Below are 22,443 nucleotides of genomic sequence, written 5' to 3' on the forward strand. Positions count from 1 at the left end.
ATTTATGGCTTTATTATGGGCAATAGCTATAAATATTGTATATGTATTTATACAAATATAGGTGGTGTATTGATGATTAAGATTAAAAACCTCAATAAAAATTATAAAAATAAACATATATTTAGCGATTTTAGTACAGAATTCAACGATAAGACATTAACTGTTTTACTAGGTGAAAATGGTGCTGGTAAATCTACTTTGCTGAGAATGATTGCTTCCCTTGAACAACCTACTAGTGGTGATATATTTTATTTTGGAAAAAAATTAAATAATCGACAAATAAAAAATAAAATAGGTTATATACCTCAAGACATTGCTTTGTTTGAACATATGACTGTTAATGAAAACATTAAATTCTTTAAAGCTTTGTATAAAAAGTCAATTACTGATGAACAAATAACAACTTACTGTGAAAAATTAAATTTGACTGAAAGACAGTCAAAAGTTTCTTCTTTATCAGGTGGAACTAAAAGAAAAGTCAATTTGTTAATTGGGTTGTTAGGTAATCCAAATATATTAATTTTAGATGAGCCGACTGTCGGTATAGATTTAAAATCAAGATATGACATACATCACTTATTAAATAGTCTAAAGTCATCATGCTTAATTATTTTAACAACGCACCATTTAGACGAAGTAGAATCAATAGCAGATGAAATTAAATTAATTGGCAAAGATCCTTTCTATAGAAATGTACTTGAGGAAAAAGGTTGGCAATTTGAAGATAGCTTAGAAGAGCTAAATAACGCATAATAAATCAAGCTTTGTAAATGCAACGGATATAAATTAGTTAGAACTTTTTGATTTTAGTTTTTATATAAAATCAGAATTTTTAAAATACTAATTATCTTGTTGCATTTACTTTTTTTTACGTGTATTCTTATTTAGTATATCGGAATTAAAAGAATTAGGAGGAAAACTAAATGGAAACATTATGGGTAATCATAAATATTGTTGTTTTCTTAATATTTATAGGGGTATTAGCCTACTTAAGTAAAAAACACGTGAAGTTTTCTAAGCGTGTATTAATAGGTTTAGGCATCGGGATATTATTAGGTTTAGTATTACATTTGATTTATGGCGTAGATTCTAAAGTGACAGAAAATACAGCTTCGTGGCTAGATGTAATCGGTACTGGTTACATTAAACTACTACAAATGATTGTAATGCCATTAATATTCATTTCAATCGTTTCTGCTTTTACGAAAATAGCTATAGGACAAAATTTTGCTAAAGTTGGTGCATGGATATTTACATTCTTAATAGGTACCGTTGCAGTTGCAGCTTTAGTTGGCGTTATATATGCAATGATATTTAATTTAGATGCATCACAAATAGACATGGGTGATGTTGAAAATAGTCGAGGACAAGAAATTCAACAAACATCGGACGATATGGAAGCAAACAATTTACCAAGCCAAATTATAGAGCTATTACCAGCTAATCCATTTTTAGACTTCACAGGTGCTAGAGGAACATCTACAATAGCTGTTGTAATATTTGCTGGTTTCGTTGGATTTAGCTTTTTACGTGTGATGAGAAAAGAACCGGAAAAAGGTAACTTACTTAAAAGAGGTGTCGATGCTATTTACGCTTTAGTAATGGGTATTGTGACATTTGTATTAAGATTAACTCCATATGGTATTTTAGCTATTATGACAAAAACAGTTATGACAAGTAATTTTGAAGCGGTTTGGACGTTAGGAAAATTTGTATTAGCTTCTTACGCTGCTTTAATAACGATGTTTATTATTCACTTAATTCTAGTAACAGTAGTTGGTTTAAATCCTTCTACTTATGTTAAAAAAACAGGCGAAACATTATTATTTGCATTTACATCTAGATCAAGTGCGGGTACGTTACCATTAAACGTGCAAACGCAAACTCAACGTTTAGGTGTACCTGAAGGAGTAGCAAACTTTGCTGGTTCATTCGGGTTATCAATAGGACAGAATGGTTGTGCAGGTATTTATCCAGCGATGCTCGCAATTATGATTGCGCCAAGTGCAGGTGTAGATATAGACTTACCGTTCATATTGTCAGTAATTGGCGTCGTTGTAATCAGTTCATTTGGTGTAGCTGGTGTAGGTGGAGGCGCAACATTTGCGGCAATTCTCGTATTATCTACATTAAATTTACCTATTGCATTAGCAGGGGTTTTAATTTCAGTAGAGCCATTAATTGACATGGGTAGAACAGCTTTAAACGTTAATGATTCTATGCTAGCAGGCACAGCGACAGCTAAACTAACTGGTCAATTAGATGAAGATAAATATAATGATCAAGACTTTGATGAACTAGGTGAATCATATTAAATCATTAAAATGAGAAATAATAGTGTTCTCAATGTATTCATTTAGTGCTAATTTAATTTTTGGGCTGGGGCATAAATACATGTCTCAGCCTTATTCATTATAATGACAGTAGTTGACAAGGTGGGACTACGAATTCTTTTTAATAAAATGAGATTTCTATCCCACTCTCTTTTATGCTTTAAACTTATCTATATAGTCGGATATGTATTGAAAGCATATTATGACAGTGATAAAGTGATACTAAGGAGCGTGAAAACGATGAGCAGAGATTTATTTATTAAAACAGAGTTTCAACAAAAATGGATTAATAAAATTGAAAATCATAAAGAGGCTTTACAAAAACATGCTGAAGAAAATGATTTACACTCAAAATTTCCTTATGAAAATATTAATTGGTTGATTAAAGAAGGTTACACAAAAACAGTATTGCCAAAATCGTATGGTGGAGAGGGTGCGACACCTGAAGATGTTATTATATTACAAGAAACTTTAGGCAAAATTGATGGTGCAACAGCTTTATCGATAGGATGGCATATGGGTGTCGTTGGCCAAATATATTCAGAAAATTTATGGGATAAAGAAATCATGGATGAATTTGCTGAAGAAGTTCTAAATGGTGCAATCGTTAATAGGGCGGTTAGTGAAGCAGATACGGGAAGTCCAACTCGTGGTGCTAGACCCAGTACAAATGCTAAATTAGTAGGTGACGAGTATATTATAAATGGTGTGAAAACTTTTACGACAATGAGCCAAAGATTGACTCACTTTTTAGTCGGAGCTTTTATACCTGAAAAAGAAGCTCTAGGATTTTTCTTAATACCTAGGGAAACTGAAGGATTAACAATTGCAGAAAATTGGAACATGGTAGGTATGCGTGCTACAGAAAGCCATGATCTAGTATTAGACGATGTGAAAATAGATAAAAAATATTTAGTAGAAGTATCTAAAGGTCCACGTGGCGCCGTACCAAATCCTTGGAACCTTCATATACCAGCTGTTTATTTAGGAATTGCACAGGCTGCACGTGATTATGCTGTTGATTTTGCAAACGAGTATAGTCCAGGTAGCATAGAAGGTGTTATTGCTGATATACCAGCAGTTGAGCAAAATATAGGAAACATGGAATTAGAGCTTACAACAGCACGCCATTATATTTATAGTGTAATCGATAAATATCAAAATCCACCTATAACAAACGCACGAATTAATGAAGAAATAGGTGCAGCAAAGCATGTTGTCGTTAATCACGCAATTAAAATTATTGATAGCGCCATGAGAATTGTTGGTGCCAAAAGTTTAGAGATGGAACGCCCATTGCAAAGATATTATAGAGATATTAGAGCTGGCCTTCATAACCCGCCAATGGATGATATTACTATTAAAAAGTTAGCTAAACAAGCACGAGAAGAAAGAACAAAATAAGAGAAGAAAATTTAACGCTCAACTCCATTTAATCTATTTAAGGAGATGAGCGTTATTGGTATTTTATGTTTATAAAGCTTTATTAACTTTATACTTTTTACGTTTTTTGCGTCTAGGTTTCATACCAATCGACATATAAAGTACTACTGTTAAAATGATAATCATACCGATTAATTGCCATAATCCAAATGAAACTTTTAACCAAATAACTGAAGAGATAACTGCAGTAACAGGTTCCATCACACCAAATAATGCTGTAGTTTGAGGACTTATGTATTTAACACTTTCTAGATACATCCAAAAAGCAAACATTGTTCCAAAAGTGATGACAAAAATAAAATATAAAACGCCTTTTAAATCGAGTAAATGCCAAGGAAATGAAAAGTCTAAATTAATGATAGATAAAGCTATACCGCCAATAAACATGGACCAACCGATAACTACTAGCGAAGGCCAATTAATGAATAATTTAGTAGCATAAACTGTATAAAAAGCTGCTGCACATGCAGTTAATAATCCCCAAACAACTGCATTACTTGGAACAGAAAGGGTAGAAAAATTACCATTAGTCAATAATAAACTTGTTCCAAATAATGAACATAAAATAATCGTAATATCTGCAATTCTAAATTTACTTTTTCTAGTTAGCAGTAAATAAATAAGAATGACTACAGGAGCTAGAAATTGTAATAATGTTGCCACAGCTACGTTACCTTTGTCTATCGTTGCCATAAATGTATATTGGACGCCTAACATACCAAATAAAGCATAGATAATAAGCTGAAATAATGAATGTTTTACTTTAAATATATGCATTAAAGGTTGTCGTTGAATAAGTTTAGCTATTAATAACAAGAAGAAACCACTCAGTGTTAAACGAACAGCTACAAACAATGAAACAGGTAAATGATAATCTGTAAATAATTTTTCTGTAACTGTTCCACCTATACCCCAGAAAGAAGCACCAAATAAGACAAGTAAAGTGCCTTTTAGCTGTTCATTTTTCAATATAAATCCCTCAATTCTAATCTTTTATAATTATTTTATTGTATCATTTGAAATTTAAACCAACAATATTCAAATAACTTTTACTTGCTTTTTTAACTTAGGCGTTCTTATAATGTACATAATCATTCTAAAGAGAGGTAGTTAAATGAAATATGTTTACATGTCGATCGGGATACTTGCAACTGCGCTCGGGTTTTTAGGCGCTGTATTGCCTTTACTACCAACTACTCCTTTTATTTTATTAGCAGTTTTTTGTTTCGCAAAAAGCTCTGAACGTTTTCATAAATGGCTTATAAATACTAAAGTATATAAAGAATATGTTGAAGATTTTCAAAAATATAGAGGATATACATTGAAAAAGAAATTCGAATTACTTATTAGTGTATATATTGTGGTTGGTTTTTCTATATGGATGGTTGATAACTTTTATATCAGAATAGGGTTATGTATAATGTTATTCTTCCAAACAGTAGTCTTATTCACTTTGGTGAAAACATTACCTGCCAAAAATAAATAAATTTTTAAACTACCTTTTTGTAAGGTAGTTTTTTTTATTTATTTAAAAATTCTTATTGATATATTTTGGAAAACAATATATAATTGCTTTATTGCAAATGATAATCGTTATCAACAGGAGGGTATTATGAAAAAGTTATTAACATTAGTTTTGGCTTTAGCTTTGATTGTAGCAGCATGCGGGAACAAATCAGAAGATAAAGAAGACAAAAGTAAAAATGATACAAAATCTAGTAATGATACAGTGAGTTACACATTGGATGATGGTAAAAAAATTGATATACCAAAAGATCCTAAAAGAATTGTCGTATTAGCTCCGTCTTATGTTGGTGGATTTTTACATTTAGGCGTTAAACCAGTAGGAGTTCCAGCATCAACAGATCAAACAAGTGTGTTAAAAGATAAAATTAAAGGCATTGAAAAAGTAAGTGAAGATAATGTTGAACAAGTAGCAAAATTAAAACCAGATTTAATCATTACATATAACCAAGATAAAAATTTAAACAAATATAAAAAGATTGCAGCAACTATTCCATATGACTACAACAAACACAATTATTTAGATATGCAAGTTGAACTAGGTAAACTTGTAAACAAAGAAGATGAAGCAAAAAAATGGGTAGAAAAATGGAAGAAACAAACTGCTAAAGATGGTAAAGAAATTAAAGAGAAAATCGGTGAAGATACAACTGTATCTGTAATCGAAGCTTTCCAAAAAGATATATACAGCTACGGTGAAAACTGGGGTAGAGGTACAGAAGTACTTTACCAAGCATTTGGTCTAAAAATGCCTGAAAGCGTTGAGAAAGACGTTAAAAAAGATGGATGGAAGAAAATTTCACAAGAAGAAATTGAAAAATATTCTGGAGATTATTTATTCTTACCATTAACAAAAGGACAAGAAAAACCAGAATTTATTAATACTGAATCATACAAATCTATACCTGCTGTTAAGAATGATAAAGTAATAGAAATTGATGCTCAAACTTTCTGGTATAATGATCCGTATTCATTAGAAGTACAACGTGAATTCTTAAAGAAAGAATTATTAAAAAAAGCTGATTAATCAACTTTAAGTCGTAAAATTAAACTTATAAATAATATTAAAACAGTGGAGCCCGAGACAAATTAATGTCCCGGACTCCACTGTTTTATATTTTTTAGTACTTTAGTTTAATTTATTATAATCGAACTATTTAGTTTCTTTTACGTATTGATCATTTATCGTATATATTGTTAAGCCTTTAATATTCTTAGTTTGTTTGTAGAATGGTAAGCTCGCAAGATAACCTACGATAAATGCAATAAAGAATCCTATTACTGATACTGTAAATGGTGTGATATCCGTTTTACCAATAAAGTACGAAGCAATTGCTGCAACGATTAAACCGATAATAACACCGATTGAGTTTGCTTTTTTAGTAAAGATACCTACAGCGAATACCCCTGCAATTGGTACACCAAATAGTCCTGTTACTAATAGGAATAGATCCCATGTTTCATTAGTTTCTTGATTGATTAAATATAATGAAGCTAATGTACCGAATACACCTGCTATTATAATGATGATTCTAGCTAAAAGTACATCATTTTTAGAATCATTATTTTTAGAAAATCTTTGTTTTAAATCGACAACGACACATGCTGAAATCGAGTTTAAACTAGATGAAATTGTTGATTGAGCAGCTGCAAATATCGCTGCAATTAATAGACCACCAACAAACGGCGGAATTTGTGTCAAAATGAAATAAGGTACTAATGCGGATGTGTTAAATCCTTCTGGTAAAGCTGCTGTATTATTATAGAAAGAATATAATACAGTTCCCATTCCATAGAAAATCGGAATTGTGATAAATGCTAGTAAACCGTTAGTCCAAAGTGACTGATTTGTTGAAGCTACAGAACCTGTTGTTTGATAACGTTGAACGATATCTTGACTGGCCGTATATTGGTGTAAGTTATTAAATATGGAACCAATAAAGATGATAGGTATAGCAGCTGCTGCGCCCCCAAGTTTCCAATTATCCATAGATATAAATTTCTTGTCTTGTACTGCTTCTTGAGCTACTGTTGCAAAGTTGCCATCAATTTGAAACGCACCTAAGAAGATAATTGCTACTGCGCCACCGATCAGAATAATACCTTGTATAACATCGCTCCAAATAACACCTTCGATACCGCCCATAAATGTATAAATCATACATAATAGACCTACCAATGCGGCGATTAAATAAGGATTAATATCAGAAACGGCTGTAATTGCTAATGTTGGTAAGTAAATAACGATTGCGACACGTCCAACATGGAATAATGTGAAAGCCAATGAGCCAATAACTCTTATAATAACGCCAAAACGTTCTTCTAAATATTCATAAGCAGTTGTTACATCTAATTTTCTAAAGAAAGGTATATAGAAATAGATAAGTAACGGTATGATTGCAATAATTGCGATATTCCCGGCAGCATACGACCAATCTGTATTAAACGCACGCTCTGGTGTACCCATATATGTGATGGCACTTAATGTAGTTGCATATATTGAAAAACCTACAGCCCAAGACGGTACTTTACCTTTTGCTTTAAAGAACGCCTCTGTATCTTGTCCGGCTCTCTTAGTAAAGTATACCCCGACTAATAGTGTTCCCAATAGATAAAGTATCAATGCGACCCAGTTTGCTGTACCAAAACCTACTTCATTCATGTATGACATCCCCTTTGTTCATCAATAAATTATAAGTTGTATTTTGAAACGAGTGATTTAACTTTTTCTAATCCCTCATTATCTAAAGGTGCTAAAGGTCTTTTTACTTCTCCAGCTTCAATTCCTTTAGCTGATAATACTGCTTTTAATGTAGGGTATATTCCTAAAGCAAGTACTTGTTCGATGATATCGTTTGTTTCATGTTGAATATCATAAGCTTCTTGAATGTTACCTTGTTTAGCTAATTCGAAAATTTTTCTTGCTCTCTGACCATTAATGTTGTAAGTAGAACCAATTGCGCCATCTACTCCAGATATAGCTGCTTGAATAAGCATTTCATCAAAACCAGATAAAATTAATTTATCAGGGAATGCTTTTCTAATTCTTTCTAATAAGAAGAAGTCAGCAGCAGTATATTTAATACCGATTACTTTTTCATTTTCAAAAAGCTCTTCAAACTGTTGAATGGATAAATTCACGCCAGTAAGCGCAGGAATTGAATAAATAATCATGTCATTTCCAGTCGCTTCGATAATTGCATTATAGTAATATTTAATTTCTTCAAAACTAAATGGGTAATAAAATGGTGTAACTGCTGATAATGCATCATAGCCAAGAGAAGTAGCAAATTTACCTAATTCGATTGATTCATTTAAATCTAATGCACCAACTTGAGCGATTAATTTAATTTCATCTCCAGCTTCATCTTTAACAATTTCGAATACTCGCTTTTTTTGCTCTGTGTTTATTAAGAAATTTTCCCCAGAACTACCATTGATATACAAACCATCAATACCTTGAACGTCGATATTTTGACGTACAATTTGTCTCAAACCTGATTCTAAAATATTTCCTTCTTTATCAAATGGTACTAGTAACGCTGAATATAAGCCTTTCATCATTAAAAACTCCTTTTTTATTTTTATAATTGATAATATTGTCAGACCAATTTATAATTATATTGTAAGCGATTGCATCATTAAGTGTCAATTGTTTTTATAAAACTAGATTTTTGTATGATAAAATAAACTTTAAAAAGGGGGGAGATACAATGATGAAAAGAACATCTTTAGTGGACGTAGCAGTTGAAAAATTAAAAGAATATATAACAATTCATCAATTTGAAAATGGTGATAAACTCCCTTCTGAAAAATTACTCATTGAAAAATTAGGTGTTAGTAGAACAGTAGTAAGAGAAGCAGTTAGTAGGTTACAACAAAGTGGTTTAATAGAAGTTAAATCTGGAAGTGGTATGTATATAACTGAAAAAGATAAGCATCTATCTATGCTTTTTGAGTCTCACATGAAAGTTCATGGATTCAAAATTAAAGAATTATTAGAAGTACGTAAAATTATAGAATTAGGTGCTATACGTTTAATTATCGAAGGAAAATTAAACGTAGACTCTCAAAAGTTGAAAGATATTAATAAGAAATATTATGACTCTATAAAACAAGCTGATCAATTGGCGCTATATGATTCGATTTTTCATGAAACCATCATTTTATTTACTAAAAATCAAACGCTTATTTCTATGAGTAAAGTTATTAAAGAATATTTTTCAAAGAATCAATTCAATAAAGTCGTAGTACAAGAAGATATAGAAAAATCTTTTTACGAACATGGTAAGATTATAGAAGCTATAGAATCGTTAAATTTAATTTTAGCGCATGAAATAATGAATAACCATCTTTCAAGAGTGTTTGAATGGATAGAAGATTTGGAGCGTAAATCATGAGTAATTTAAATAAAATAGAAGTACAAAGTTTAAAGGAACAAGTTTTACAAGAAATTAAACAATATATTTTATCAAATGGCTTAACTATGGGCGACAAATTACCTACAGAAAGAGCGCTTACTGAAATGTATGGTGTAAGCCGTTCTGTTGTACGAGAAGCACTTAGTTATTTAGAACATACAGGTGTTATAGAAACGGTTCAAGGTAGAGGTACAGTCATTAAAGCACCTGATGTAACGAGCTTAGTAGAAGGTTTTTTATTTAGTTTTCAAGTTGCAAATGGCTCGAAACAAGATTTATTATCTTTAAGAATTATTTTTGAATGTGCAGCTATAGAAGAAATTATTAAAAATAATAAAGATATTGAATTATTGTCTCAAATAGTAAATGAGGATGTAAAGAATCATTATGAGAATGATCGTAAATTCCATCAAGCAATTTTACATTCGACTGGTAACGCACTATTTGAACAGTTGAGTACAGTCGTACAATCATACTTTTATCATATTGAAAATCAACAGCAAGAAATTGACTATAAAGAAACATCTCAAACACATAAACGTATCGTAGAAGCAATCCATAATAAAGACATCACAACTGCAAAAGAATTAATGACTAAGCATTTATCACTTAAGGAGGGCTAACATGAAAATAGCTATAGATATAGGTGGAACTTATATAAAATCTGGAGTAATAGATGAAGCACAAAAACTTCATGGTTATCAAAAAGTCAAAACACCGGAAAATATTCAAAACGAAATACTTAATGAAGTTAAAAATATTATAGAAATGTATGTGAAGGACTTCGAGTTGAATAATCCCAAAGTAGGTATTTCAACAGCAGGAGTGGTTGACTCTGAAAAAGGTGTGATTACTTATGCAGGCCCGACAATACCTGGATATAATGGAACAAACTTTAAAGAGTCATTGGCATATATCACTCATAATGTTGAGATTCACAATGATGTGTCTTGTGCGTTGTTAGGGGAATTATCTGAGCATGATGGTAATACTCAATCATTATTTTTAATGACAATTGGTACTGGAATAGGAGGCGCTTATTACGAAGATAAATTATTAGAAGGTGCGAATTATAAAGCATGTGAAATTGGTTATTTATTATATGATGAAGAGACAAATACAACGTATGAAGACCGTGCTTCAACAAATGCTTTAAAATCAATAATTAATAAGCAATATAGAGAACCTGTTTCTGTAGAACAGTTATTTGAGTTGGCATATAGCGATGATGAAAAAGCAATGACTATATTAAAGAACTGGGCTAAAAAAGTCGCAGAAGGAATTGCACAAGTTCAAATAGTATTTGATCCTGAGATTATACTTATTGGTGGAGGTATCTCTAAACAAGAGGAGAAGCTGATTGATTTAATTGAACCATATATAAATCAATATTTACCAGAAGATTATGGGCATGCACGTATTGAAACAACTTCAAAAGGTAATGACTCTGCTTTATATGGGGCTGTAGCACTTTTTAATTGATTGTTAACTTGATATTTATTTTGGTTAACAATGTGATATAATATATCTTATCTTATTAATAGGAGTGAAAATTTTGAAGACAAAAGATATCGTTATTATCGCAATGTTTACCGCATTTATAGCTATGCTAGCATTTATACCACCAATTCCGTTACCCTTTATGCCAGTTCCAATAGCTTTTCAAAATACAGGCATCATGTTGGCTGGGTGTCTATTAGGGTATAAAAGAGGTACGCTTAGTGTAGTTATATTTTTATTATTAGTGGCAGTCGGATTACCTATTTTAACTGGAGGAAGAGGCGGATTAGGTGTATTTTTCGGTCCATCAGCAGGCTACATATTAGGATACCCGTTTATTACATTTCTTATTGGTTACTTTATCGATATAAAATGGAAAAAATTAACATTTGTTTACGTACTTATCATTAATATAGTAATAGGTGTACTATTATTGAATTTAATCGGTGGATTTATGATGGGGGAATTCATGAATATCTCTATTTCTAAGAGATATATTTTCGCAGCTACATTCTTGCCAGGAGATATCGTTAAAGCTATTTTAACAACTATGTTATTATTTAGTTTAAAACATATACCTGAAATTAAAAGGATAAGAAATAGTTAAGAGGTGAAGTAATGTGATATCGTTTAAAGATATAATTACTGACGGCGATATTTTAGAAACTACAAATCGATATATTCACTATCAAACTTTGCATAAAAGAATACAATATGATTCAAATAAAATAGTTTATAAAATTATGCCTGATTTACATACCTTTAAAAAAGATGAACAAATGTTAAAAGTATTACATGATCAACATAAGCAACCATTTTTAAAATTTGTATTCCCAGAAAATGAGCGACTTGAGGAACCATTAAGTTCATATTTAACTTATAGAGGTTATGAGTATAGTTGGATAGAATTATATGTAGTTACACCTCAAAAATTATTAAAAGAACCACATGATGATATAGAAGTAATGCCTACAGATGAAGATAATATTGTAGATTTTTTAAATATTTCTTATGAATTTGATAAAAAGTTTGGAACAGACTATGCAGAATTGAAAGTAGAAGATAATAAAAAGCAATTTAATTCGGACAATCCTATACAAGTCATTTCTTATTATAAAGGGAAACCAGCTGGGATTTTACTAATATGGGATAATGAAGCATATGTCGAACTAGATAGCTTTACTGTTAGAGAACCAATGAGAAGACTAGGTATAGGATCACAAATGCAATCATTTGTAGCGAATTATGCGAAAGGGAAATCCGTAATACTCGTTGCAGATGGTGAAGATACTGCAAAAGATATGTATAAAGCACAAGGTTATCAATATGGTGGATTCCAATATGAAGCTTTAAAAGAATTTACAGTAGAATAAAAAGTACAAAATGCTCTTTCTTTAAAATGCAGTTATGCATTTTTGAAAGAGCATTATTCATGTAAACTAGTAGTTAATCTATTTCTAGTCGTTCTGGGTGAGAATATACGTTAAAGCTACCATCTCTTATAAAACCTATAGCTGTTATGTTAAGATCATTAGCTATTTCAATAGCTAAATTAGTTGGTGCTGATTTGGAAAGTATAACACCAACGCCAATCTTTGCTGCTTTTATTAATATTTCCGAGGAAATACGACCGCTAAAAATAAGCACTTTATTTCTTACAGGTATATCTTCTTGGATGCAGTATCCATATAATTTATCTAGCGCATTGTGTCGACCAATGTCAGCTCGATGTTCATAAAACATGTCGCCATCACTAATAGCAGCGTTATGCAATCCACCTGTTTGTTGGAAAATTTTACTTTCTGTTTGAAGTTGGTCCATCATACTAAGAATTTGATTCGGCTTTATTTTTATTTTTGAATTCGATATTTTAGCAGTTAAAGCATCATTGTTAAAATAAAAAGAGCGACTTTTACCACAACAAGATGAAATCATACGTTGTGTGAATTTATTATCTTTAAGATTTATTTTTTTATTTAGTTCTACATGAGCAAAACCTTTCGAATCATCTATTGAAATTTGCATTAAATCACTTTTTTTGAATATAACGCCTTCTGAAGCTAAAAATCCTAGAACAAGTTCTTTGAGGTTTTTCGGTGAGCAAATTATTGTAGCAAATTCTTCACCATTAACCATAATGGTAATCGGAAATTCAGTGACATAATCATCTGTAGTTTCTCTTAATTCTTGATGTTCATATCTTAAAATGGGTTGGTTAAAAGTCATATTCTGCTCCATATATATTCCTCACTTTAATTATCGATTTATTTATGATTACTATTTTACTGTGAAGAATGAACTTTTAAAAGAAGAAAGCTTTTACATAACTTACGTTATATTCTAAAAATTAAATTAATTTAGGTTAGGTAAAGCCCTAAATTGTCAATCATATTACCCTGAAAATTAATTTGATTATTCTATTTAATACATATTTGTGAAAAAATATATAAGGAACTTTCATTAATCGATTGAAAGGTGTAAATTAAGTTTATACATATTTTGAAACGGAGATGAATGAGAAAATGAAGAAGGCCTTACTATTGATTCTGACATTACTACTTGTCTTAGCTGGATGTAGTTCAGAATCAAATCAGGACAAAGCTAGAAAAGAAAATGCTGACAAAACATTTACTGTTGCAGCAGCAGCGAGTTTAACAGATGTTACAAAAGCATTAGAAAAAGAATTTAAGAAAGAACATCCTAAAACAAAAATTAAATTTAACTATGGTGGGTCAGGTAGTCTTCGTAAACAAGTTGAAGCTGGCGCAGATGTCGATGTCATGATGTCAGCTAATACTTCTGATATCGATAAATTAAAAGATGAAGATAAAGTTTCTGAAGTTTATGATTATGCTGAAAATAAATTAATCATTATAAAATATAAAAACTCTCCAATTAAAAATTTAAAAGATATCAGTTCACCCAAAAAAATATCTCTTGGTGAAGAAAAAAGTGTACCAGCAGGTCAGTATGCAATTGAATATATGAAAAAAGAAGATATATATAATGGCATGACGAGTACTTTTGTATTTGCAAAAGATGTTAAACAAGTACTAAATTATGTACAAAATGAAAATGCAGAAGCAGGCTTTGTTTATGCTACAGATATTTATAAAGGTAAAAATGAAAAAGTGAAAAATATTGAAAAATTGTCTGATGCACCTTTAGACAGACCTATTGTTTATAGAGCAGGTCTTGTAACGGATAATAAAGAAGCAAAAGAATGGTTTGAATTCTTAAAAACAAAAGAAGCCAAACAAATATTTAAAGATTATCACTTTGAAGAATAGGAGATAAATTATGCCAGATTTAACACCACTTTGGATATCAATTAAAGTATCGTTAATCAGTACTATTATTGTATGCATATTAGGGATTTTTCTGGCGAAATTAATGCATAGATATAAAGGTAAAATGCGTCCTATTATTGAAAGTATTATTATGTTACCAATCGTTTTACCACCTACTGTGATGGGGTTTATATTATTGATTATATTTTCTAAAAACAAATTGTTTGGTGGCATTTTAGATGAAGTCTTTCATGTTCAAATTATATTTACATGGGTTGGAGCTGTCATAGCAGCTGTTATCGTAAGTTTGCCTTTAATGTATCAACACGTAATAAATGGATTTCAATCTATCAATCCTAAAATGTTAAACTCTGCGAGAACAATGGGAGCTAGCGAAAGTAAGATTTTTAGACAGATTATTTTACCATTATCAAAGCGAGCAATATTTTCAGGTATTGTAATGAGCTTTGCAAGAGCATTAGGTGAATTTGGTGCAACTTTAATGATCGCTGGCTATATACCTGGATTAACGAATACATTACCTTTAGAAATATATTTCTTAGTTCAAGCAGGAGAAGAACATAAAGCCTGGATATGGGTGCTTGTATTGATTGCATTTGCTATTTGCGTTATTAGCACTATTAACATATTGAACCAGAAGAATCATAAATGGGAGTAGATATTAGTGATTGATATTCAAATTAAAAAGCATTTCAAAACGCGAACGATTGAAATGAACGTTCAATCTAATGAACCTAAAATATACGCAATAGTAGGTAAGTCGGGAATAGGTAAAACGACGATGTTAAATATAATAGCAGGTTTGAATGAAGCGGATGACTGTAAGATTAAAGTTAACCACAATTTATTAAGTGATCATCACCATTTAGTAAAAGTACAAGATAGAAATATAGGTTATTTATTCCAAGATTATCAACTTTTTCCCCATATGACGGTAAATGAAAACATTCATTTTATGACAAGTCAAAATGAAAATACAAAACAATTAATTAAACATTTGCGAATTGAACATTGCTTAAAGCAATATCCTTCAACATTATCGGGTGGAGAATCACAACGCGTTGCACTTTGTAGAGTTTTAAGTGTGAAACCTAATTTATTATTGCTAGATGAACCATTTTCTAGTCTTGATGATGAAACTAAAGAAGAAGGGATGAACCTTATTAAATATATATTTAATACATGGCATATTCCTATCATTCTCGTAACACATTCTAAAAAAGAAGTTCAACGATTAGCACATGAAATAATAGAGATTAAATGAATATTTAACTTAATAATATTTGTAAGCTGAGGCATTTATCGATGTCTCAGCTTTTTTATCTTTAGTTAGGGATTTCGAGAAGCGGTATAGGTAATCCCCTAATACATATACTTTGTGAAAAAATGTACAATTTTATTAATAAAGGGCAAATATTAGGAGGTTCTATATATGGCTAAACTCGGTTTGAAATTCTTTAAACCTACAGAAAAATTTAATGGAAATTGGTCAATTTTAGAAGAGAAGAGTAGAGAATGGGAAAAAATGTACAGAGAAAGATGGAGCCATGACAAAGTTGTTAGAACAACACACGGTGTAAACTGTACAGGTTCTTGTTCATGGAAAGTCTTTGTAAAAAACGGTGTTATTACATGGGAAAATCAACAAATTGATTATCCTTCATGTGGTCCCGATATGCCTGAATTTGAACCAAGAGGCTGTCCAAGAGGAGCTTCTTTCTCTTGGTATGAATATAGTCCGTTACGTATTAAATTTCCATATGTAAGAGGGAAGCTATGGAAATTATGGAAAGCATCATTGAATGAATTTGGAGATCCAGTAGTAGCTTGGGCATCAATTGTAGAAGATGATGTGAAAGCTGAATCATATAAAAGTGCTCGTGGTAAAGGCGGGCACGTACGTGTTAATTGGCGAGATGTTACTCAATTAATAGCAGCTCAAATTATTTATACTGTTAAGAAATATGGACCAGATAGAATAGCTGGCTTTACACCAATACCAGCAATGTCGATGATTAGTTATGCTTCTGGTGCACGTTTTATATCTCTATTAGGTGGAGAAATGTTAAGTTTTTATGATTGGTATGCAGACTTACCACCAGCATCACCACAAATTTGGGGAGAACAAACCGATGTTCCAGAATCGAGTGATTGGTATAACGCAGGATACATTATTATGTGGGGGTCGAATGTACCTTTAACGAGAACGCCGGACGCTCATTTTATGACAGAAGTACGATATAAAGGAACTAAAGTCGTTTCGGTAGCTCCAGACTATGCAGAAAATGTGAAATTTGCGGACAATTGGCTTGCACCTAATCCAGGTACAGATGCGGCTTTAGCTCAAGCTATGACACATGTTATTTTGCAAGAATATTATGAAGATAAAAAAGAAGAAATGTTTATTAATTATGCTAAACAATATACTGATATGCCATTTGTTATTCAATTAGAACCCCATGGAGAAGGCTATAAAGCAGGAAGATTTTTACGTTCAAGTGATTTAGGTATAAAGACTGAACATGCTGAATGGAAACCTGTTGTATATGATCAAAATTCTAAACAACTCGTAGTTCCGAATGGCACAATGGGTCAACGTTATGAAAAAGATGTGAAATGGAATTTAAAATTAGAAAATGAAGATGGCACTGTCATTGATCCAGCTTTAACTTTTAAAGACGCCGATGCATCAATTATGACCATTCAATTTCCTTATTTTGATAACGAAGGAAATGGTATTTTTGAAAGACCTATATTAGTAAAAGAAATTGAAAATCAAAATGGAGAAAACATTTACGTATCAACTATTTATGATTTAATGGCTAGTCAATACGGAATAAGACGCTTTAATCATCCATTAGAAGCTACAGGGTATGATGATGAAAACTCTCTATATTCACCAAAATGGCAAGAAAAAATAACAGGTGTAAAATCATCAGTTGTTGTTCAAATCGCAAGGGAGTTTGCTCAAAATGCAATCGATACAGAAGGACGCTCGATGATTATTATGGGGGCAGGTATCAATCATTGGTTTAACTCAGATACGATTTATCGAGCTATTTTAAACTTAGTTATTTTATGTGGATGTCAAGGCGTAAACGGTGGTGGTTGGGCTCACTATGTTGGTCAAGAAAAATGTAGACCGATAGAAGGATGGTCAACAATCGCTTTTGCAAAAGACTGGCAAGGACCACCAAGATTACAAAATGCTACAAGCTGGTTTTATTTTGCTACAGATCAATGGAAATACGAAGAATCAGGTGTAGATAAATTACAGTCACCATTATCTAATGAGCTTAAACACCAACACCCGGCAGATTATAACGTTTTGGCTGCACGATTAGGTTGGCTACCTTCATATCCGCAATTTGATTGCAATAGCTTATTGTTTGGAGAAGAAGCTAAAGAATCAGGAGATGATTCCAATGAAGCAATTGTTAAAAGAGCAGTTGATGCAGTTAAATCTAAAAAAACAAAATTTGCAATTGAAGATCCTGATGCTAAAAAGAATCATCCTAAAACATTATTTGTATGGCGCTCTAATTTAATTTCGAGTTCTGCTAAAGGTCAAGAATACTTTATGAAACACTTATTAGGTACTAAAGATGGATTATTAGCAAATCCAAATGAAACGGAAAAACCAGAAGAAATTGTATGGCGTGAAGAAACTAACGGTAAATTAGATTTGTTAGTAGCTTTAGATTTTAGAATGACGACCACACCTTTATATGCTGATGTCGTTTTACCAGCAGCAACATGGTATGAAAAACACGATATATCATCAACAGACATGCATCCATTTATACATCCATTTAACCCAGCAGTCGATCCATTATGGGAATCAAAATCAGACTGGGATATTTATAAAACCATAGCAAAATCAGTATCAGAATTAGCTAAAACACATATGAAAGGCGTGTTTAAAGATGTTGTAACAACACCGTTAGCACATGATACACAACAAGAAATAGCCACACCATTGGGCTTAGTAAAAGATTGGTCTAAAGGTGAAATTGAAGCAATACCTGGTAAAACAATGCCTGGATTTGCAGTTGTAGAAAGAGATTATACTCAAATTTATGACAAATATATATCAGTCGGACCTTTATTAGAAAAAGGTAAAATAGGTGCTCACGGTGTTAGCTTTTCTGTGAAAGAACAATATGACGAATTGAAGTTAATGCTTGATACGTGGGAAGATGGCACGGTTAAAAATGGCTTGCCTAGAATGGATACTGCTAGAAAAGTTGCAGATGTAATATTAAATGTATCATCTGCATCAAACGGTAAAGTATCACAAAAATCATACGAAGATTTAGAACAACAAACTGGAATGGAACTTAAAGATATTTCTGCAGAAAGAGCATCTGAAAAAATTACATTCCCTAATATTACTGCTCAACCTCGAGAAGTTATACCGACAGCAGTGTTCCCAGGCTCTAACAAGTTAGGAAGAAGATATTCACCATTTACAACTAACATTGAACGTCTTGTACCATTTAGAACATTAACAGGTAGACAAAGTTACTATATTGACCATGAGGTGTTTCTACAATTTGGGGAGAACTTACCAATTTATAAACCGACATTACCACCTATGGTATTTGGTACGAAGGATAAACAGATTAAAGGTGGCGTTGATACACTTGTATTACGTTATTTAACACCACATGGTAAATGGAATATCCACTCAACTTATCAAGATAATCTACACATGCTAACTCTCTTCAGAGGAGGGCCGACAGTTTGGATTTCTAAAGAAGATGCACAATCTAATGATATTAATGATAATGATTGGTTAGAAGTTTACAACAGAAATGGGCTAGTAACAGCAAGAGCAGTAGTGTCTCATAGAATGCCTAGAGGCACGATGTTTATGTATCATGCTCAAGATAAACATATTGAAACACCAGGGTCAGAAATTACAGATACTCGTGGAGGTTCACATAATGCTCCAACACGTATTCATTTAAAACCAACGCAATTAGTCGGTGGATACGCACAAATTAGCTATGGATTTAATTATTACGGTCCAATCGGTAACCAAAGAGATGTATATGTAGCCATTAGAAAAATGAAGGAGGTAGATTGGCTTGAAGATTAAAGCGCAAGTAGCTATGGTTATGAACTTAGATAAATGTATAGGATGTCATACTTGTAGTGTTACGTGTAAGAGTACATGGACAAATAGAGAAGGTGCTGAATATATATGGTTCAATAACGTTGAAACTAAACCAGGGGTAGGATATCCAAAAAGATGGGAAGACCAAGAAACTTATAAAGGTGGATGGGTGCTAAATAAAAAAGGTAAATTAGAATTAAAATCAGGTAGTAAACTATCAAAAATTGCACTAGGTAAAATATTCTTCAACCCTGATATGCCAGAAATGAAAGATTACTATGAACCATGGACGTATAATTACAAGCATTTAACGACAGCTAAAGAAAGTAAACATTCACCTGTTGCAAAAGCAGAATCCGTTATTTCAGGAAAAAAGCTAGATATAAAATGGGGACCGAACTGGGAGGACGATCTTGCAGGTGCACACGTTACAGGTCCGACAGATCCAAACATACAAAAGATTGAAGAAGAAATTAAATTTAATTTTGACCAGACATTTATGATGTATTTACCTAGGTTATGTGAACACTGCTTAAATCCTAGTTGTGTAGCTTCTTGTCCATCAGGCGCTATGTATAAAAGAGATGAAGACGGTATTGTACTTGTAGACCAAGACGCTTGTCGTGGATGGCGTTACTGCATGACGGGGTGTCCATATAAAAAAGTTTACTTCAACTGGAAAACAAATAAAGCAGAAAAATGTACGTTTTGTTTCCCTAGAATTGAAGCTGGATTACCAACTGTTTGTTCTGAAACTTGCACAGGACGTATGCGTTATTTAGGTGTACTACTATATGATGCTGATAAAGTACAAGAAGCAGCTTCAACAGAAAATGAGCAAGATTTATACGAAAAACAATTAGATTTATTTTTAGATCCATACGATGAAGATGTTATTCAACAAGCTGAAAAAGACGGAATCACTCAAGATTGGATTGAAGCGGCTCAAAATTCACCTGTTTATAAATTAGCTATAGAGTATAAGCTTGCGTTTCCACTACATCCTGAATACCGTACTTTACCTATGGTTTGGTATTGTCCGCCACTTAGTCCAATTATGAATTACTTTGAAGGTAAAGATTCGATTAGAAATCCGGATATGATTTTCCCAGCTATAGAAGAAATGAGACTACCAGTACAGTATTTAGCTAACATGCTTACAGCTGGTGATACTAGAACTGTTAAATTAGCATTGCAAAGAATGGCTATGATGCGTAGCTATATGAGAGCAAAATCTAGTAACAAAGAATTTGATTTATCTAGATTAGACAGAGTAGGCCTATCAGAAAGACAAACTAAAGATATGTATAGATTATTAGCTATAGCGAAACATGAAGATCGATTCGTAGTACCAACATCTCATAAAGAAGGATACATGGATACTTATAGGGCACAAGGTAGCCAAGGATTTGGTGGAGAAATGTTTGGCTCGAATTGTGACGGATGTGGCGTACAAAGTATATCAAATGGTAAATCAGGGCAAGAGATTTATAATGAGAACTTCTATGGAGGGATTTTCCGTGATTAATTTAGAAGCTTTGAATCAATATAAAAAGAGTTTTGGTTTTTTTAGTAATCAACTTACGTATCCTGAAAAATTAGATTTTCATCCAAAAGCTTTTGAATCAGCGTTTGATGAAAAACATCCAGCTTATGATTCTATACAACAATACTGGGATAATATGTACGAAATATCACTAGATGACATTCAAGAAGTTTATACAGAGACATTTGATTTTGAAAAGAAAACAACTTTGTATATGACTTATAATAAGTTAACTGAACAAAAAGAAAGAGGACAAATGTTAGCAAGGTTAAAAGTTTTATATGAAATGTTTGGTTTAGAAATGCCTAAAAGTGAATTATCGGATTTTTTACCATTAATGCTAGAATTTTTATATGCAGCTGAATGGATAGGAGATAGTCGAGCACAAGAAAGTTTAACGCTCGTTGTGATGGTTATCGAAGACGGAACATATGAATTAATGAAAGTTTTAGCTCAGAAAAATAGTCCGTACTTCCATCTTATTAAAGCATTACGTGAAACATTAAAATCATGTGTAATTGAACAAGAGAAGGTGGCGAGTCATGATTAATCAATTTGTTTGGGTCATTTTTCCTTATTTATGTGTAGCCATATTTATAGTTGGGCATATATTTAGATTTAAATATGATCAGTTTTCATGGACCGCAAAATCAAGTGAATTCATTGAGAAAAAGCAATTAATGTGGGGGAGTATTTTATTCCATTTAGGTATTATTCCAGTTATTTTTGGGCATATTGTTGGTTTAGGTATACCTGCTGAATGGCTAAGTGCTATAGGTGTAAGAAATCATTTATACCATATAGGAGCGGTTTATATCGGAAGTATATTTGGTATAGTTACATTAATCGGTATGTTTTTATTAACAGCTCGTAGAATTACTAAACACAATGTAAGAAGAATGAGTTCATTTTCCGATATTTTAGTTAATATATTATTATTAGCGATTGTATTTATGGGATGTGTAGCTACTTTATGGACGAATGCAACGGTACCAGATTTTGATTATAGACAAACAATTTCTGTGTGGTTTAGAGGTTTGTTGATTTTTAGACCTAATGCGGAATTAATGACTACTGTTCCGTGGACATTTAAGACGCATATTATTTTAGGGTTATTGATAACAAGCATGTGGCCATTCACTCGATTAGTACATGTGTGGAGCGTGCCATTAACTTACTTTAGTAGAAGTTATATTATTTACAGAAAGCATAAAACGAATTAAACTAAAGGTGAAAAATGAGT

The 22,443-nt window shown here is 32.0% G+C and carries 21 protein-coding genes; 17 read left to right on the forward strand and 4 right to left on the reverse strand.

The annotated features are described in order from the left end of the window. Nucleotides 1-72: 72 nt before the first annotated feature. The 3 genes from CD135_RS02345 (at nt 73) to CD135_RS02355 (ending at nt 3,737) form a co-directional block, all read left to right on the forward strand. Entirely contained in the window at nt 73-753 is a 681-nt protein-coding gene (locus CD135_RS02345) for an ABC transporter ATP-binding protein (protein WP_103268740.1), read from the forward strand. A gap of 170 nt (nt 754-923) precedes the next feature. Continuing rightward, complete coding sequence (locus CD135_RS02350; RefSeq protein ID WP_064204602.1) at nt 924-2,315, forward strand: L-cystine transporter; 1,392 nt, start codon at nt 924-926, stop codon at nt 2,313-2,315. 258 nt (nt 2,316-2,573) lie between these two features. Then, nucleotides 2,574-3,737, forward strand: coding sequence for an acyl-CoA dehydrogenase family protein (locus CD135_RS02355; protein WP_103268741.1), 1,164 nt, complete (start codon nt 2,574-2,576; stop codon nt 3,735-3,737). Between the two features lie 69 nt (nt 3,738-3,806). Here the strand turns inward: CD135_RS02355 and CD135_RS02360 are convergent, their stop codons facing one another. Further along, the gene (locus CD135_RS02360; RefSeq protein ID WP_082892494.1) at nt 3,807-4,745 is read right to left on the reverse strand and encodes an EamA family transporter; all 939 of its coding nucleotides are present in this window, start codon (nt 4,743-4,745) and stop codon (nt 3,807-3,809) included. 145 nt (nt 4,746-4,890) lie between these two features. Between CD135_RS02360 and CD135_RS02365 the strand changes: the two genes are divergently transcribed. Continuing rightward, nucleotides 4,891-5,262 (forward strand): YbaN family protein, encoded by a 372-nt coding sequence (locus tag CD135_RS02365; RefSeq protein ID WP_017000934.1) that lies wholly within the window; start codon nt 4,891-4,893, stop codon nt 5,260-5,262. A gap of 126 nt (nt 5,263-5,388) precedes the next feature. Next, the gene (locus tag CD135_RS02370) at nt 5,389-6,327 is read left to right on the forward strand and encodes an ABC transporter substrate-binding protein (protein WP_064204600.1); all 939 of its coding nucleotides are present in this window, start codon (nt 5,389-5,391) and stop codon (nt 6,325-6,327) included. 126 nt (nt 6,328-6,453) lie between these two features. Here the strand turns inward: CD135_RS02370 and CD135_RS02375 are convergent, their stop codons facing one another. Together CD135_RS02375 and CD135_RS02380 are read right to left on the reverse strand one after the other, a co-directional pair. After that, nucleotides 6,454-7,962, reverse strand: a complete 1,509-nt coding sequence (locus CD135_RS02375; RefSeq protein WP_103268742.1) for a sodium:solute symporter family protein — start codon at nt 7,960-7,962, stop codon at nt 6,454-6,456. 29 nt (nt 7,963-7,991) lie between these two features. After that, complete coding sequence (locus CD135_RS02380) at nt 7,992-8,861, reverse strand: N-acetylneuraminate lyase (RefSeq protein WP_103268743.1); 870 nt, start codon at nt 8,859-8,861, stop codon at nt 7,992-7,994. 152 nt (nt 8,862-9,013) lie between these two features. Here CD135_RS02380 and CD135_RS02385 point away from each other — a divergent pair, with 152 nt between their 5' ends. The 5 genes from CD135_RS02385 (at nt 9,014) to CD135_RS02405 (ending at nt 12,594) form a co-directional block, all read left to right on the forward strand. Continuing rightward, nucleotides 9,014-9,700 (forward strand): FadR/GntR family transcriptional regulator, encoded by a 687-nt coding sequence (locus tag CD135_RS02385; RefSeq protein WP_103268744.1) that lies wholly within the window; start codon nt 9,014-9,016, stop codon nt 9,698-9,700. After that, nucleotides 9,697-10,344 (forward strand): FadR/GntR family transcriptional regulator, encoded by a 648-nt coding sequence (locus CD135_RS02390; protein ID WP_017000349.1) that lies wholly within the window; start codon nt 9,697-9,699, stop codon nt 10,342-10,344. The genes CD135_RS02385 and CD135_RS02390 overlap by 4 nt, the downstream gene beginning before the upstream one ends. Before the next feature lies 1 nt (nt 10,345). Further along, complete coding sequence (locus tag CD135_RS02395) at nt 10,346-11,203, forward strand: ROK family protein (RefSeq protein ID WP_103268745.1); 858 nt, start codon at nt 10,346-10,348, stop codon at nt 11,201-11,203. A 73-nt stretch (nt 11,204-11,276) separates the two neighbouring features. Further along, nucleotides 11,277-11,828, forward strand: coding sequence for a biotin transporter BioY (locus tag CD135_RS02400; protein WP_103268746.1), 552 nt, complete (start codon nt 11,277-11,279; stop codon nt 11,826-11,828). A gap of 13 nt (nt 11,829-11,841) precedes the next feature. Next, complete coding sequence (locus CD135_RS02405) at nt 11,842-12,594, forward strand: GNAT family N-acetyltransferase (protein ID WP_103268747.1); 753 nt, start codon at nt 11,842-11,844, stop codon at nt 12,592-12,594. Nucleotides 12,595-12,667: 73 nt separating this feature from the next. On the opposite strand, the gene fdhD is transcribed toward CD135_RS02405, so the two are convergent. Beyond that, complete coding sequence (fdhD, locus tag CD135_RS02410) at nt 12,668-13,459, reverse strand: formate dehydrogenase accessory sulfurtransferase FdhD (RefSeq protein WP_103268748.1); 792 nt, start codon at nt 13,457-13,459, stop codon at nt 12,668-12,670. A 272-nt stretch (nt 13,460-13,731) separates the two neighbouring features. Between fdhD and modA the strand changes: the two genes are divergently transcribed. From modA to narI, 7 genes are all read left to right on the forward strand, one after another. Beyond that, complete coding sequence (gene modA, locus CD135_RS02415; RefSeq protein ID WP_037539351.1) at nt 13,732-14,511, forward strand: molybdate ABC transporter substrate-binding protein; 780 nt, start codon at nt 13,732-13,734, stop codon at nt 14,509-14,511. Nucleotides 14,512-14,521: 10 nt separating this feature from the next. Beyond that, nucleotides 14,522-15,190 (forward strand): molybdate ABC transporter permease subunit, encoded by a 669-nt coding sequence (gene modB, locus CD135_RS02420; RefSeq protein ID WP_017000343.1) that lies wholly within the window; start codon nt 14,522-14,524, stop codon nt 15,188-15,190. Nucleotides 15,191-15,196: 6 nt separating this feature from the next. Continuing rightward, nucleotides 15,197-15,796 (forward strand): ATP-binding cassette domain-containing protein, encoded by a 600-nt coding sequence (locus CD135_RS02425; protein WP_064204592.1) that lies wholly within the window; start codon nt 15,197-15,199, stop codon nt 15,794-15,796. 168 nt (nt 15,797-15,964) lie between these two features. Then, nucleotides 15,965-19,636, forward strand: coding sequence for a nitrate reductase subunit alpha (locus CD135_RS02430; RefSeq protein ID WP_103268749.1), 3,672 nt, complete (start codon nt 15,965-15,967; stop codon nt 19,634-19,636). After that, complete coding sequence (gene narH, locus CD135_RS02435; RefSeq protein WP_103268750.1) at nt 19,626-21,182, forward strand: nitrate reductase subunit beta; 1,557 nt, start codon at nt 19,626-19,628, stop codon at nt 21,180-21,182. The genes CD135_RS02430 and narH overlap by 11 nt, the downstream gene beginning before the upstream one ends. Continuing rightward, nucleotides 21,175-21,750 (forward strand): nitrate reductase molybdenum cofactor assembly chaperone, encoded by a 576-nt coding sequence (gene narJ / locus CD135_RS02440; RefSeq protein ID WP_017000339.1) that lies wholly within the window; start codon nt 21,175-21,177, stop codon nt 21,748-21,750. The genes narH and narJ overlap by 8 nt, the downstream gene beginning before the upstream one ends. Beyond that, nucleotides 21,743-22,423: a respiratory nitrate reductase subunit gamma gene (gene narI / locus CD135_RS02445; RefSeq protein ID WP_103268751.1), complete on the forward strand. Its 681-nt coding sequence runs from the start codon at nt 21,743-21,745 to the stop codon at nt 22,421-22,423. Before narJ ends, narI begins: the two co-directional genes overlap by 8 nt. Nucleotides 22,424-22,443: the final 20 nt, after the last annotated feature.

It is taken from the genome of Mammaliicoccus lentus (genome assembly GCF_002902755.1).
GTDB classification, from domain to species: domain Bacteria; phylum Bacillota; class Bacilli; order Staphylococcales; family Staphylococcaceae; genus Mammaliicoccus; species Mammaliicoccus lentus.